This is a genomic window from Ruminococcus sp. AM31-15AC (assembly GCF_003462045.1).
GTDB classification, from domain to species: Bacteria; Bacillota; Clostridia; order Oscillospirales; family Ruminococcaceae; genus Hominimerdicola; species Hominimerdicola aceti.
Window position 1 is genome coordinate 1 of sequence record NZ_QTYG01000025.1, and the last position, 15,523, is coordinate 15,523.

Consider the following 15,523-nt stretch of genomic DNA (forward strand, 5'->3'; position numbering starts at 1 on the left):
TATATTTGTTAAGTTATTTATTTTGTTAATTAAAAACAAAAAACAAATTAGTTTAAGAAAACTATTTTTGGCATAAAGATACACAAAAATACCCGATCGTGAAGAAGATAACACGAATAAAAAAGGTAAAAGCTTAAGTATATATGAAGTAAATTCATGGAGGAGGATATATTTATGACAAGACCGTCACTTGGGATAACGGCAATGGAACTTTTTGCCTGCAATCCTTTCAGGGTGCTCGGCATAGCCGTTGACACTCCTACTGCTGATGTCACGCTCACATACAAAAAGTTGCTTGATATGGCGGCTAAAGGTGACACGGCTGATTATGAAACGCCTTATGATTTTGATTTTCTGCCGCCTTTCTCCCGTTCTGAAAAGGATCTAAAGACGGCTTATGCAAAGATCGCCAGCAACGGATACAGATGCTTCGCATTCTCTGATCCTATATTTTCGGCTTCCCTGAACATTGATGACGTTATGCTCAACCTGAGAGATATTTCATGCTATGACTGTTTCCTCAGATGTTATATGTGGCTCATCACCAATGACAGAGATTTTGAAGAGCCTGAGCTTTGGATACCACTTTGTCAGTACATAGACAAGATGATAATGTCAAGCCCTGAGCAATGGGATAAGTATTTTGACCATCGTTTTCCTCAGGATATGCTTGACAGCTCAATGTCTGCGCTGAGATCTTTCTATGCTACTTTCTGCGATATCATTCTGCTTCCTATCAAGGAAATGGTAAGAGGTTCTATGAAGTGCAGAACCGCAATGGAGATACTTAAGATCGCAAAGGTGGACGTTGACGAGGTATTCCCTGACATTGACATTCCTCAGGCTAACCTGCCTAAGAGGGGCGAGCCTGCGCCGAAGCTCAAGATCGCTGTCAAGGACGGCGAGGAATACTATGATGTTACAACAGGAAAAATGGTAAGCTTTGAGGGCGACGAGGATTCGGCTATCGAGAGCAACGATTTCTCTGCGGCTGCAAGCTCCATTTCTGCTGACGCTATCGTTGGCGAGGACGGTCCTGACAGCGAGCCTATACCTGACGAGCCTGAGGAAAATCCTGAGCTTAAGGTAGTTCCGCCTCCAGCTCCCGTTCAGCCTGAGCCTGCACCAAAGCCAGAGCCTGCACCAGAGCCAGAGCCTATACCAGAGCCACAGCCTGCGCCTGCACCGACGCCTGTAGAGGACATCCAGTCTGCTCCTGTATTCAACACAAAGCCGATGGCTCAGAGCGGTATTCCCGGCGAGATAAACGCACCTATAAGAAAGAGAAAGATCTTTATTCCGGGACACGAGGGCATTTCAGGCTCTGCACCTGCAAGCCAGCCTGTTTCTGCTCCTGTTCCGCCGGTTTCACAGCCTGCACCTGCTCCAACGCCTGTTCAGACAGCACAGCCTGCTCAGCAGACAGTTTCAGCACCTGTGTACAGCCAACCTGCTCCACAGCCTGCGGTGGAAGCTCCGAAGCCTGCGGCTAAAAAGCCATACAAGAAGGCGAACAAGGGACTTACTTCCCTTATCGATACAGTTGACGAGGCGATAAACGACACCTCGGACATAATCCTTACTGACGAGGCTGAGGAAGAGGAAAACCTCTACACTGACACTCTTATCAAGATGCTGAGGGCAAACCGCTCAAACAATCAGCTTATGAAGAGCGTTGACACAAAGCATATTTACGACAATGGTGACAGCCTTGGCAGACCTGAGGAAGCAGAGCTTTCTATGGACGCTATCAACATGAAGAAAATGGACAAGAGTCTGCTCAATTCTTCATATGATAACATCAGCACCAAGGAGACCGATCCTAAGAAGCTTCGTGAGGAAAAATACCGCAACATCAACATCAATGATATGCTCAATCCAACAGTAGGAAGCCAGATGCACAAAGAATACACCCCGGACGCTATCGAGGAATTTGTTAAAGCTAAAAAGCAGGAAAAGTCCGCCATAAAGGGTATTTGGAAGCTTCTTGGCGTTCTGTCGCTTTTGTTGATCATTTATCTTATACTGCTTTACACGGGGCTTATTTGATGACGACATAAAGTGTGGCAGAATATCCGCAACGTGGTGTAACGAAAAAGAATAAGTAAACAAAACATTGAGCAAGCGGAACGTCGCATTTCTGCAAAGCAGAAATTGAGCCGCTCCCCTACAGGGTTTGTGAAACGCACCAAATTGTGCGAATAATGCAGATTGTACAGGCGACAAGACGGGACGTCGAGGGCGCCGTCCCCTACATGATAGTGCAATGCGTATTTTTGTACGGAAATAAACAGTGTTAGAAATTTAGATAACAGATTTATAAGGGGTGGGATTTCCGCCCCTTTTTTGCAATAAGGAGAAATTTTATGAAAGAATACATACTCTCTTTAGATCAGGGAACGACTTCCTCCAGAGCGGTGCTTTTTAACGCAAAGGGTGAAAAGGTTGCGAGCGTACAGAAAGAATATCCGCAGATATTCCCCGGCAACGGCTGGGTGGAGCATGACCCTATGGACATACTGGAAAGTCAGCTCAGTTCTGCTCGTGAGGTCATTGCAAAGGCCGGGATAACAGCGGAGGACGTGGCGGCTATCGGCATCGCTAATCAGCGTGAAACGACGATACTTTGGGACAAGAACACCGGCAAGCCTGTTTATAACGCTATCGTTTGGCAATGCAGGAGGACTTCTGAGGACTGCGCACGAATGGAAAGTCAGGGCTTGCAAAAGTTTTTCAAGGACAAGACGGGACTTCTTATCGACCTTATTTCTCCGCCACAAAGATAAAGTGGATACTTGAAAATGTTGAGGGTGTGATGGAGCGTGCGGAAAAGGGGGAGATACTTTTCGGCACTGTGGATTGCTGGCTCATATGGAATCTGACAGGGGGAAGGGTACACGTTACGGACTACTCCAATGCTTCCAGGACTATGCTTTTCAACATTCACACCCTTGAATGGGACAGGGAGATACTTGGGCTTTTGGGCATACCCAGCTGTATGCTCCCTGAGGTCAAAGAATGTTCGGGTGACTTGGGGGAAACTGAGGAGAACATTTTCGGAAGCAGGATAAAGATCGCAGGCTGTGCAGGAGATCAGCAGGCGGCACTTTTTGGGCAATGCTGTTTCCGTGAGGGCGATGTGAAAAACACCTATGGCACGGGCGGTTTTCTGCTTATGAACACAGGTGAAAAGCCTGTGGAAAGCCGTCATGGATTGCTCACGACCATTGCCTGGGGCATAGGCGGAAAGGTGAATTATGCTCTGGAGGGGTCGGTATTCGTATCGGGTGCGGCGGTAAAATGGCTTCGTGACGAGCTTTGCATAATACGCACAGCGGCAGAAACTGAGGAGCTTGCAAGAAGTGTTGAGGACACGGGCGGTGTATACTTTGTGCCTGCATTCGTGGGGCTTGGTGCACCATACTGGAAACCTGAGGCAAGGGGCATGATAACAGGGCTTACAAGAGGAACAAACAGATGCCACATAGTCAGGGCGACATTGGAAGCTATGTGCTATCAGACCTATGACGTTCTCAGGGCGATGGAGGAGGACGCCGGGGCAATAGGCAGCATAAAGGCTGACGGCGGTGCGGCAAGCAACGATTTTCTTATGGAATTTCAGGCGGATATACTGGGTCATTCGGTCATAAGGCCTTATAACGTGGAATCCACCGCAACAGGTGCGGCATATCTTGCAGGGCTTGGCTGTGGGCTTTGGGGCAGTATGGAAGAGCTTGTTGGCGTTTCGGATAAGTTCAGGGAGTTTATTCCGTCTATGAGCGAGAGCAAACGCAGTGATCTGATAGGTGGTTGGAAGAAAGCGGTTCAAGCGGCTATTGAATAATAAATCAGAAAAAGAATAGAAGAAACCGAGCGAAGCGAGAGATAAAGCGCACGGTCAAGCCCGGCGCCAGAGGGCTTGTGGGGTCAAGGGGCAAAGCCCCTGCGGAGCTTGAGGCAGAGCCTCAATAGGCGTAAGCCTACAAGCGGTGCAGAAAAAGACTTAAAAGCATAACAAAGTAAAAGAAACAACAAAGCGGTGTCGGAGAAAAAATCTCTGCACCGCTTTTTTTCTATCCCATTAAACAAAGTGAATTCCGCAAAGAGCGACAGCGATTTTGCGGCACAACAAACTGTTCCGAAAATAATTTGGCATCAAAGATATAACAAACACAGATTTACACCTCCGAACGGGACGTCGCCTTTCTGCAAAGCAGAAATTGAGCCGCTCCCCTACAGGTATGGTGGGAAAGTTTTACAGTTGGTGAACAGTGTTCGCCCATACACGATTTGTGCGGATATCGCAAGTTTGTGAGGCAAAAAAATCGGGCGACCTTGGGTGGGTCGCCCTTTCTGTTATATGTCTTTCATTTCATTAAGCACCTGGCACATAGGAAAAGCGAACCGCATATAAGATTCACTCCGTGAGGATTCTCGTTTGTTAGCTGACGTGCCATTTCAAGGGCAGGCTTTGGACTTTGCTCTGCCCTGCCGCCTGCGTTGGTTATGATGTCGGCAAGGTCAGAGGCAGTTTCGGCTCTGTCGCTGAAACCGTCAACTGTGTAGAATTTGTCTACATACGGTATAATTTTCTTTACCGCCTCGGTGATGTTTTTATCCCTGCACATTCCCATAACAGCGTAACATGGGCGTTTTTCACAATGCTCCAATACGCCTGCCAAGGCTGACAGACCGTCGGGATTGTGTGCGCCGTCCAGTACAAAAAGCGGCTCACGGCTGAGTATCTGCACTCTGCCTTGGAGCTGGGCTTTTTTGATGCCCTTAAAAATTTTATCCTGGGGAATTTTCAGGGTATCGTTGATAAGGCGTATTCCGCTTATGACGCTCATGGCGTTCAGCACCTGATGTGCGCCGCCCATTGTGACTTCATAGGGCTGTCCTTTGAACTGAAACTTTGAGCCGAAAACGTCACAGCTTATAAGTTTGAGCTGGTTGATGTCGGGGATAACGAGCTGAGAAAGATTTTTCACCGCCTGCTCTCTGACGGTGCGGATAACTTTCATGTCGTTGCCTGCGCTCAAAACGCATGGACAGTGAGGTTTTATAATGCCTGCTTTCTGATAGGCTATCTTCTCCAAGGTGTCACCTAAAATGGCGGTATGGTCGAAATCAACTGAGCCTATAACTGTGAGAATAGGGGTTTTTATAACGTTGGTGCTGTCTAAAAGTCCTCCAAGACCTGTTTCGAGGACGACTATATCGCAGTTTTCCTCGGCAAAATAGAGGAAAGCTATGGCGGTGGTTATTTCAAACTGAGAGAAATTCTCACGGTCGCAGTGCATATCGGTGACGGCTTTCACACGCTTTGCCATTTTCGCAAGGGCAGGCTTTGGGATATCAATGCCGTTTATTTTTATCCTGTCGGTATAGCTTATTATATAAGGCGAGGTGAAAAGACCTGTTTTTAGTCCTGCGCACTGAAAGACCTCGCTGAACATCTGTGCCATTGAGCCTTTGCCGTTGGTGCCGGCGATATGGACGAATTTAAGGCTGTCCTGCGGGTCGCCAAGGTCGGAAAGCAAGGCTTTTATTCTGGATAAGTCTTTCACGGGCTTTCCTGAGTGGGAAAAGCTGTTTATAAATTCAAGCTCGTCTATATCTTTGGTATTTTCTATCAATTCTATCACTACATTTCGTCTATTATTTCTTTAAGCTCTCTTGCGGTGTCTATATTTACACCTGCGGTCTTTGCAAGCTCCTCTACTGTGGCTTTTTTGAGAGCCTCTTTGGTCTTATACTCGGTTATTAGCTTGGCGGCTTTTTTATCGCCTATGCCTTTGACCTTGGTTATCTCAAGTCGGTGGGCATTCTTTTTATGCTTCTGCGCCTGATAGGTTATAGCTACTCTGTGCACCTCGTCCTGAATGGCGGTAACAAGATTGAACGCCGCTCTGCACTTTGCAAGGCTTATTTCTCCGCCCCCTGTGGCGACTGCTCTTGTGCGGTGCTTGGAGTCTTTCACAAGACCGAACAATGGGCAGGTCACACCCATTCGCTCTAAGACAGGCTCAACGGCATTGACGTGGCCGTTTCCACCGTCGAGCAAAATAAGGTCGGGCATAATGGAAAAGCCCTCGTCTGTTTTCTCAAAGTAGTTTCTGAAGCGGCGTTCTATGACCTCCTGCATACAGGCATAGTCGTTTTGCTCTGCAACTGTTTTGATAGAAAACTTTTTATAATACTTCTTGCATGGTCTGCCGTTTTCAAAGACCACCATGCCTGCTACCATATTTGCAGAGGCGAGGTTTGATATATCGTAGCACTCGATATATTTCGGAGTCTTGGGAAGTCCCAATGCTTTGGCAAGCTCCTCAAGGGCGGTTATCTCACGGCTCGTTCTGCCGACTTTTATGGAGAGATACTCGGTGGCATTGCTTTTTGCAAGGGTGGTAAGGCGGAGAAACTGTCCTCTTTTCGGAGTAGAGATATTCACGGCATGGTCATATTTCTGACGGAGGAACTTCTCTATTATCTCGCCGTTTGTGATATCTTCGTCAAGGAGGATATCTTTCGGTATGCTGTCTTTGGAGGAATAATACTGCATGAGAAAATCTTCACGCATTTTTATGCTGTCGTCTTTTTCGCCAAGGAAATAGGAAGCCTTATCAAAAAGTCTGCCACCACGATACATTATAACGCTGGCACAAGCCATTTCGCCATTTTGAGCAATGGCGATTATATCAGTGTCACGAATATCGTCATTAATTATCTTCTGACTTTCAGCGGCTTTTTGTATGGCTTGGATACGGTCACGAAGCTTTGCGGCAAGCTCAAAGTCAAGCTCCTCAGCGGCTTTGTTCATTTCGTCGGTGAGTCTTTCAACTGAATCTGACGAGCCGTTTCGGATATAGTCCACCGCCTGACGGACGATAGAATTATACTCCTCTTTGGAGAATTTTCCCGTACAGACGCCCATACACTGCTTTATGTGCATATTAAGGCAGGGACGCTGTTTTCTGAAATCCTGCGGAAATTTTCGGGTGCAGGTAGGGAGCATAAAGACTTTATTGGCTTCAATAACGGCTTGTTTTACTGCGAACGAACTTGTATAGGGTCCTATATACTCTGCTCCGTCATCATATTTTTGCAATACGGCTTGCAGGCGTGGATAGTCCTCATTTGTGACCCTGATATAGCTATAGCCCTTATCGTCTTTCAGCAGGATATTATACTTTGGGGTATACTGCTTTATAAGAGAACACTCCAGCACCAGAGCTTCAAACTCAGAGTCAGTGACGATAAAGTCATAGTCATAGACGTGGGACACCATTTTCCACACCTTTGGCAGGTGATCCTGTCCCTTTCTGAAATAAGATGTCACACGGTTGCGGAGATTTTTCGCCTTGCCGATATAGATTATCTTTTTCATTTTGTCTTTCATTATATAACAGCCCGGTGAGGTGGTGAGCTTTGAAGTTTTATCACGCAGAAATGGCAGGCGTGGGTTGTCTTCATCTGTAATATACATAAATTCTCCTAACTTAAACTAAAAGCAAAGGCAATACGAGTTGTCCGTATTGCCTTGCTGTTATCTCTTACCAATACATAAATACAGGAGTACCCATATCTATTTTTTCATAAACGTATTTTGCTTTATCTAAAGGCATATTTATACAGCCGTGTGAGCCCCATGTGCTTGACTTATAACGCTCACCGCCAAAGTTGCCGTTCTGCCATGATGCGTCGTGAAGTCCTATGCCGATAGTGGAAACGTTGTTCCAATAGTCAACATAGGAAGCATAAGACTGTCCGTCTGCTGATCCTCTGAGGGTCTTGCCCTTTTCCTTATACCAAAGCTTATAAACACCGCCAGGGGTATTTCTTGACTTGCTTGGATAGCCTGAAACTATATCAGACTCCATTGTGAGCTTGCCGTCTTTATAATACCACAAATGCTGTGCGGTGAGGTCTACCTCGATATAAGTGTTGCCGTAATCCTTATCGGCTGTACGCCAATCTTTATTGCAGGTATACTCATAGGCTGAGTCAGGGTTTACATAGTAGACAGGCTCTGTTTCGGCAGACTCTCCCTTTTCAACAAGGTCCACGATAAGGTCGCAGGTCTTTTGCTGGTCTATCCACCAGCCGTAACAGCCCTGACCCTCGGAGATAGTTATAGTTCCACGCTTTGTGGTCTTGAACTCTCTGTCCTTGCCAAAGGTATCATACTTATCTGCAAGGTCTTCAACATATGCCATTGCCTTATCTTCATCAACTGTATAGCCAGCTTCGGCGTTATCCTCGTCAAAGGTTATCCAATCCATGATAGTATCACCTGTGAGGGTTTCGGTGGTGTAGATAAAATCGAATGTTATCTCGATATCGTTAAGGTTATTGAGCTTCTTGCAGGTCTCTTCAAGCATATCCGCTGTTATGGCAGGCTTTTTATAGCAATCTGCCTTTGAGATATCAACGTCAAAGCTGCCGTCGTCAATCTGGTTTTCCACATAGGAATAAAGCTCGTCTATCTTATCCTCCTCCACAGCGTCGCCCGTGGTTTCTTTTACCACAACATAGCTGTTGTCGTCGCCTTTTTTGATATAGGCGTCTTCAGGATCTTTTGTGCTTTGAGAGTCAAGCACCTTTCTTTTCAGCACCTTTTCAAGCTTAGCCTTATCATACTTGAACTTAGATTCAAAAGTGAAATCCGTACGCTTCATGGCAGAAGAGAACCATGAATAGTGGTTTTGCTGAGTATAATACTGTGTGATAAGGTTTTGAGTATTATCGTTATAGCCTATTTCAGACAGTTTTATGGAAAATGTTGTGCCGTCTTTCTTTGTAACGGTGATGGCTTTTGGGATAACAGCCTGCTCGCTTACGAGCTTATAGGCTTCCGCCTTGGTCTTTCCGCTGACCTCGATGCCGTTTATATATGTATTTCCAAGAAATCTATCCTTATACGAATTCATGCCCCACAGATAGAAGCCACCTGCGGCGACTATCATAACACCAACAACTGAGCATATTGCTATTGCGACAGTCTTTCCTGACGAGGACTTCTTTTTCTTCTTTTTTCTATTCTTTGAGCCGCTCTTTGAAGTCTGCTTTGATGCAGGCTTTGCATTTTTACTGCTTGTTTCAGTTGTTTTGGGCTTTTTAGGCTTGATAGTTTCCTCGCCAAAGTCTGAAACTCCTCTTACGGGAGTGATAGGCTCGTCAAAGCCGCCGTCCTGCATTGCCATATTTTTAGCGATCATTCTTGCCATATCCTCATGGCTCATAGGGCGGTTCTGCGCCTGCGGCTTTGCGGCTTCATCGCTGTCGAGGGTAAGACCTTTCATATCAAGATCTATACCAAGCTCATTATCCTTTCTTTCTCTATCGTTCATAATATTACCTTTCCTTATATGTCCTTATTATAATATACTCGTTTCACATTTATTTTACCCTATTATACAACACTATCACCTTTTTTTCAAGGAGTATTTCCTACAATATAAAGACAATTTTATGACGATTTCTCAACAGTTTTCATACAGTTGTATAAAAATGCAGTTTTCAAAATGTTATCCTGCATATTTTTCCTGTGACAAGGAATTTTTTTTGCAAAACCTCTTGAAAAAGATCACAATAAGTATTATAATATATGTGGTAAAGGTTCGCTTGGCGAGCCGATCATTAATTTAAGAAAGAAGGATCCGTATGTTAGATATCAAGATCGAACGTACCACTACTCCAAAGGAAAAACCGGCTGACGAAACAAAGCTCGGTTTCGGTCACATTTTTACTGACCATATGTTTGTTATGAATTATGACGCAGGTCAGGGTTGGCATGACGCTAGGATCGTGCCTTACGGCGACCTTTCACTCTCCCCTGCTGCTATGTGCCTGCACTACGGTCAGGAGATATTCGAGGGTCTTAAGGCTTATCGTACTGCTGACGGCTCTGTTCAGCTTTTCAGACCTCAGGAGAACTTCAAGAGAATGAACAACTCTGCTGAGAGAATGGTAATTCCTAAGATAAACGAAGAGGATATGCTCTACGCTCTGAAAACTCTTGTAAAAATGGAGCAGGACTGGGTTCCTCACACAGAGGGCGCTTCCCTTTACATCAGACCATTTATCATTGCAGTTGACCCATATGTAGGTGTTAAGCCTGCTGACCACTATCTGTTCATCATTATTCTTTCACCTTCAGGCGCTTACTATTCAACCGGTCTTAACCCTGTTAAGATCTATGTTGAGAACAAGTATGTAAGAGCTGTAAGAGGCGGTACAGGCTTTGCTAAGACAGCCGCTAACTACGCTATCTCACTTGCAGGTCAGGAAGAAGCTCACGAGCAGGATTACGAGCAGGTACTTTGGCTTGATGGTGTTGAGAGAAAGTATGTTGAGGAAGTTGGCTCAATGAACATCTTCTTCGTTATTGACGGCGAAGTTGTTACACCACAGCTTCTTGGCTCTGTTCTCCCCGGTATCACAAGAAAGTCTGCTATCGAGATATGCAAGAGCAAGGGCTACAAGGTAAGCGAGAGAAAGATCTCTATCGAGGAGATCGCTGAGGCTTACGACAACGGCAAGCTTGACGAGGTATTCGGCACAGGTACTGCTGCTGTTATCTCACCTGTTGGTCATCTTAAGTGGGGCGACAAGGTAATGGAGATAAACAACAACAAGATCGGCCCTGTTTCACAGATGCTTTATGATACAATGACAGGCATTCAGTGGGGCAAGATACCTGACGAGTTCGGCTGGATCGTTAAAATCGACTAATATCGTGAATAATCAATGCGGTCTATGCTTCGGTATAGACCGCATTTTTCATAGGAGTGATAAAAATGGAGCTGCAGCAGATAATAGACAAGTCACACAGGATAGTATTTTTCGGAGGAGCAGGGGTATCAACAGAGAGCGGCATACCTGATTTTCGGTCGGTGGACGGACTTTACAATCAGAAATATGATTATCCCCCTGAGCAGATACTCAGCCACACGTTTTTTATGCGGCACACAAAGGCATTTTATGATTTTTACCGTGACAAAATGCTTTGTCTGACGGCAAAGCCTAACAAGGCGCATTACAAGCTGGCGGAAATGGAGAGAGCAGGCATACTTTCTTCTGTTATTACGCAGAACATTGACGGACTTCACACGGCGGCAGGAAGCAAAAAGGTGCTGGAGCTTCACGGAAGTGTACACCGCAACTACTGCATGGACTGCGGAAAATTCTACACTGCGGAGGATATTTTAAACAGCACAGGCATTCCGAAATGCACCTGCGGCGGAATAATCAAGCCTGATGTTGTGCTTTATGAGGAGGGACTTGATGATAAAACTGTGACGGAGGCGGTGAGAGAGATATCTCAGTGCGACACGCTTATTATTGCAGGCACTTCTCTGACAGTTTATCCTGCGGCTGGAATGGTGAGATATTTTCAGGGGGATAATCTTGTGCTCATAAATCGGGACAAGACTTCCATGGACGGCTCCTGCGACCTTGTTATCCATGACAAGGTAGGGGAAACGTTGGATAAGATAGTGATAAAGTAAAGATAAACAACGCAAATTGTAGGGGACGGCGCCCTCGACGTCCCGCTTATTTGGGAATTTTGCAACAGACAACGGGCGACCCAAGGTCGCCCCTACCATTGGTGGGGGTGATATGCGGTCGCCCGTGTTTTTATGCTATTTTATTCGTCCATATGCTGTGCGGTATAAAGCTTGTAATATTCGCCTTTCTTTGCGATAAGCTGGTCATGAGTGCCGCACTCGGCAATGCCTTTGTTGTCGATATACATTATCTTATCGCAGTTTTTGATAGTGGAAAGTCTATGTGCGATAATAAATGAAGTTCTGCCAACAAGAAGTCTTTGAAGTCCCTGCTGAAGGAGCTTTTCTGTTCGTGCGTCTATTGATGAAGTTGCTTCGTCAAGGACAAGTATTTTCGGGTCTGAGAGGAGCGTTCTTGCAAAGGAGATAAGCTGTTTCTGTCCGCCTGAAAGCTTTGAGCCACGCTCGTTGACCTCGGTCATATAGCCGTCTTTCATTTCGCTTATGAACTCGTCTGCGCAGACTATCTTTGCGGCTTCTCTTATTTCTTCTTCCGTTGCGTCAAGTCTGCCGTAGCGGATATTATCGTAAATAGTGCCGCTGAAAATAAAGCTGTCCTGAAGCATTATGCCCATTTGTGAGCGGAGGGAATGCAAGGTCGCCTGACTTATATCCTTGCCGTCTATGGTTATTATACCGCTGTCCAGGTCATAAAATCTTGACAGGAGAGAAACTACTGTAGATTTTCCTGCGCCTGTTGGTCCGACGAGGGCAACGCTTTCGCCCGGCTTAACGTCAAAGGAGATATGCTCCAAAACTGTTTTGCCCTGCTCATAGCTGAATGTAACGTCATCAAATTTTACCTCGCCTGTGATATCACCGATATCCTGAGCGTTCGGCTTGTCTGCGATAGTGGCAGGCTCGTCAAGGGTCTCAAAGATACGCTCAAGGTAGGCGATATTGTTGATGAAGTTATTGAAGATGTTTGACAGGTTCATGATAGGCTGCCAGAAGCTTGAAGCATAGCTTGTCATGGCAACGATAGTTCCAAGGCTCACTGCCGCAGGGGTCAGCACCAGCAGACCCACCACAAATATTGCGGCTCTCACAAGGGTAGAAACGTTGTCGGTAGCAGGCCAAACAAGGTGAGAATATTTCACGGCGTTTATCCAGCTTTTACGATATTTCTCGGAAAGTCTGTCGAATATCTGGGCGTTTTCTTCCTCACGGGTGAATATCTGGGTCACTCTTGCGCCTGTGATGTTTTCCTGCAAATAGGCGTTAAGGTTTGAGGATTTGTTTGAAACGTCCTGCCATGCTTTACGCTGTCTTTTCTTTATCATCATCATTATGACTGCAAATATCGGCAGACCTGAAAGCACCACCAATGACAGCTTCACGTTCACAAAGAACATGAATATCATGATGAAAAGCATATTAAGACACTCGAGTATAACATTTATGATACCGTTTGAGAGCATATCCGACACAGAGTTTACATAGTTTACAACTCTTATAAGAATTTTGCCGTGTGGGCGGTTATCGTAATACTCAAATGGAAGTTCCTGCAAATGCTTGAAAAGGTCGGTACGGATATCGAAGATTATATCCTGACCAACAACTGTCATTATCCTTGAACGGATAGTGGAGAATGTTATTGACACGGCTATGGTGCCGACAAATGCGAGGGTGAGCAGGACGAGCTGTCCCATATTTTTCTGCGGTATGGTATTATCAAGAGCGTACTGTGTGATGAGCGGTCCGAGAAGTCCTGATATTGCGGCGAACACGCTCAGCACAAGGGCGGTTATCATTTTGCCCTTATATTTTTTGATATACACAAAGGAGCGTTTCAGGTGGGCGAAGTCGAATGGGGTCTCAAGGACTTCGTCAACGTCATAACGGTTTCTTGCCATTCAGACCGCCTCCTTTCCGAAGCCATCGTTCTGCAGCTTGAACACCTCGTAATAGTATCCCTTTTTGGCGATAAGCTCATCATGAGTACCCATTTCGGTTATCTTGCCGTCATCGAGGATTATTATCATATCGGCGTCTTTGGTGGAGGAGATACGCTGGGCTATTATTATCTTTGTGCATGGAAAATCGAGGTTTCTAAGGCTGTCCTGAATATACTTTTCTGTTTCCATATCCACGGCGGAGGTGGTATCGTCAAGGATAAGAATGGCAGGCTTTATGGCTAAGGCTCTTGCAAGGGAAAGTCTTTGCTTTTGTCCGCCTGAAAGACCTACGCCACGCTCGCCCACGATAGTTTCATAGCCGTCAGGCATTTTCTCTACAAACTCGCTTGCCGCCGCAAGCTTTGCATAGTGATTAACGTCCTCTTCGGACATATCAGAGTCGCCGTATGCGATATTGCCGTCTATGGTATCAGAGAAAAGCAGGACGTCCTGCGTTGCCATACCTATTTGTGAGCGGAGCTGTGAGAGCTTACGCTTTCTTACATTCACACCGTCCACAAGGACTTCTCCTGAGTTGGTATCATAAAATCTTGGTATGAGATTTATAAGCGAGGTCTTGCCTGAACCTGTTTCGCCCATTATGGCAACTGTCTGACCTGCTTTTATTTTGAAATTCACGTCGTCAAGGACTATATGCTTGCCAAACTTAAAGGTAACGTCCTTGAACTCGACATCTCCGTGAAGCCTTTCTGTCTGGTCAACTGCGTCTTCACGGTCGGTGATGATAGGTCTTGCATAGTATATCTCGATGACCTTCATTGCGGAAGCCATGAACCTTTGCATATCGTTCACATAGATACCAAGGTTTCTGACAGGGTTTGCGATGCCCCAGATAAGTCCTGAGATAGCAACATACTCGCCCATTGTTATTTCCCCTTTTATAAGGAAAAATCCACCGCCAAGGAGCATTATAACTGACAAGGCGTTTGCGAAAGCTTCCATATAAGGAAAAAATTTAAGCCACAGCAGTGACGCTTTTTTGTTGGCGTCAGAATACTCTTTATTGGCTTTTTGGAACTTTTCTATCTCATAGTCCTCACGGGCGAAGGCTTTTACAACTCTGTTGCCTGAGATGTTCTCCTGAGCGTCTGTATTCATTTTAGACAGCTTCTCACGAGGTCAACGTAAACCGGCTTTGCCTTTTTATCAAGAAGCACCACCACGCCGAATATAAACGGTGTAACAGCCAGCAGAAGAAGTGCCATTTTCCAGCTTACCATAAAAAAATAAACTGATGAGGCTATAAACAGCGAACATGATTCAAGCATACCTTTAAAAACGAATGCCACTGCATGGCGCACCATATCAAGGTCGCCTGTGAGCCTTGTCATAAGGTCGCCTGTGCGGTTGCGGTCATAAAACTCCATATCCTGATTTTCGATACGTCTGAAAAGGTGTGTTCTTATTCTGTATATCATGCCCTGAGATGATAATTCATAGGTCATGTTGCAGGTGTACTGACAGATAGTTCTAAGCAGGGTAAAGCCCACCATGCCTGCAAGCAGCAGCCAGAACAGCTTTCTTTCATGCTCAAGGTTGAAAAGTGCGTCCTTGCTTGAAAGAAACTTATCCACAAGCTCTTTGCTGAAATAAGGTGTGGTAAGATACAAGGCGTTGCATACGATAGACAGCACAAGGGCTGTTACATAGAATTTTCGGTAGCCTTTCAGATTGTGCCATATCCATTGAAGCTGGAACATATTCTTTCACTCTCCTTTTATTCTTCTAAACTTCATGCTTTCATAGGCACATATATAAAAATATGAAACCCATACTCTTTTTAAACTATGGGATATTATAAGCCCTTTTGAAAGTAAAGTCAAGGGGGTAAAAGCATTTAGTTTACATAAAGCAAGCTAAAAAATCAACGAAAACACGAAGCTTTTGTTGTGCTTTTTCACAAACTATGAATATGTTGTTATCTAATGATAGTCATATTTAGAAGAAAACGTTTTCTTTGACTATTATATTATATTAAACTAAGGTTTCGCACAATAAAATAACCGCCCTGAAATAACAGAGCGGTTAGAG

Annotated in this window: 9 protein-coding genes and 1 pseudogene; 4 read left to right on the forward strand and 6 right to left on the reverse strand. The window is 45.3% G+C overall.

Annotated features, from left to right (window positions below; translation table 11 throughout):
- Positions 1–174 precede the first annotated feature (174 nt).
- Positions 175–2,049, forward strand: a complete 1,875-nt coding sequence (locus tag DW793_RS08370; RefSeq protein WP_118157614.1) for a hypothetical protein — start codon at positions 175–177, stop codon at positions 2,047–2,049.
- Positions 2,050–2,366: 317 nt separating this feature from the next.
- Positions 2,367–3,844 (forward strand): annotated as a pseudogene (gene glpK, locus DW793_RS08375) (glycerol kinase GlpK).
- Between the two features lie 523 nt (positions 3,845–4,367).
- Here the strand turns inward: glpK and DW793_RS08380 are convergent.
- From DW793_RS08380 to DW793_RS08390, 3 genes are all read right to left on the reverse strand, one after another.
- On the reverse strand, positions 4,368–5,648 hold the full coding sequence (locus DW793_RS08380; RefSeq protein ID WP_252969755.1) for a bifunctional folylpolyglutamate synthase/dihydrofolate synthase: 1,281 nt from the start codon (positions 5,646–5,648) through the stop codon (positions 4,368–4,370).
- The gene (uvrC, locus tag DW793_RS08385; RefSeq protein WP_118157615.1) at positions 5,648–7,489 is read right to left on the reverse strand and encodes an excinuclease ABC subunit UvrC; all 1,842 of its coding nucleotides are present in this window, start codon (positions 7,487–7,489) and stop codon (positions 5,648–5,650) included. The genes DW793_RS08380 and uvrC overlap by 1 nt, the downstream gene beginning before the upstream one ends.
- Before the next feature lie 67 nt (positions 7,490–7,556).
- Complete coding sequence (locus tag DW793_RS08390; protein WP_252969757.1) at positions 7,557–9,353, reverse strand: L,D-transpeptidase family protein; 1,797 nt, start codon at positions 9,351–9,353, stop codon at positions 7,557–7,559.
- A 313-nt stretch (positions 9,354–9,666) separates the two neighbouring features.
- On the opposite strand from DW793_RS08390, the gene DW793_RS08395 reads away from it, so the two are divergent.
- Together DW793_RS08395 and DW793_RS08400 are read left to right on the forward strand one after the other, a co-directional pair.
- Positions 9,667–10,737, forward strand: coding sequence for a branched-chain amino acid aminotransferase (locus DW793_RS08395; RefSeq protein ID WP_118157616.1), 1,071 nt, complete (start codon positions 9,667–9,669; stop codon positions 10,735–10,737).
- 65 nt (positions 10,738–10,802) lie between these two features.
- Positions 10,803–11,513 (forward strand): NAD-dependent protein deacylase, encoded by a 711-nt coding sequence (locus DW793_RS08400; RefSeq protein ID WP_038672067.1) that lies wholly within the window; start codon positions 10,803–10,805, stop codon positions 11,511–11,513.
- Between the two features lie 140 nt (positions 11,514–11,653).
- Here DW793_RS08400 and DW793_RS08405 read toward each other — a convergent pair whose 3' ends face one another.
- The 3 genes from DW793_RS08405 to DW793_RS15385 are packed head-to-tail and all read right to left on the reverse strand — an operon-like array spanning position 11,654 to position 15,192.
- Positions 11,654–13,429, reverse strand: coding sequence for an ABC transporter ATP-binding protein (locus DW793_RS08405; RefSeq protein ID WP_118157617.1), 1,776 nt, complete (start codon positions 13,427–13,429; stop codon positions 11,654–11,656).
- Entirely contained in the window at positions 13,430–14,590 is a 1,161-nt protein-coding gene (locus tag DW793_RS08410) for an ABC transporter ATP-binding protein (protein WP_252969762.1), read from the reverse strand.
- Entirely contained in the window at positions 14,587–15,192 is a 606-nt protein-coding gene (locus DW793_RS15385) for an ABC transporter transmembrane domain-containing protein (RefSeq protein WP_252969763.1), read from the reverse strand. The genes DW793_RS08410 and DW793_RS15385 overlap by 4 nt, the downstream gene beginning before the upstream one ends.
- Positions 15,193–15,523: the final 331 nt, after the last annotated feature.

What these genes read in the sequence shown, in the direction of transcription:
- DW793_RS08370 (WP_118157614.1), top strand. Translation starts at nt 175, where the DNA reads ATGACAAGACCGTCACTTGGGATAACGGCAATGGAACTTTTTGCCTGC.
- uvrC (WP_118157615.1), bottom strand. Translation starts at nt 7,489, where the DNA reads ATGTATATTACAGATGAAGACAACCCACGCCTGCCATTTCTGCGTGAT.
- DW793_RS08390 (WP_252969757.1), bottom strand. Translation starts at nt 9,353, where the DNA reads ATGAACGATAGAGAAAGAAAGGATAATGAGCTTGGTATAGATCTTGAT.
- DW793_RS08395 (WP_118157616.1), top strand. Translation starts at nt 9,667, where the DNA reads ATGTTAGATATCAAGATCGAACGTACCACTACTCCAAAGGAAAAACCG.
- DW793_RS08400 (WP_038672067.1), top strand. Translation starts at nt 10,803, where the DNA reads ATGGAGCTGCAGCAGATAATAGACAAGTCACACAGGATAGTATTTTTC.
- DW793_RS08405 (WP_118157617.1), bottom strand. Translation starts at nt 13,429, where the DNA reads ATGGCAAGAAACCGTTATGACGTTGACGAAGTCCTTGAGACCCCATTC.
- DW793_RS08410 (WP_252969762.1), bottom strand. Translation starts at nt 14,590, where the DNA reads ATGAATACAGACGCTCAGGAGAACATCTCAGGCAACAGAGTTGTAAAA.
- DW793_RS15385 (WP_252969763.1), bottom strand. Translation starts at nt 15,192, where the DNA reads ATGTTCCAGCTTCAATGGATATGGCACAATCTGAAAGGCTACCGAAAA.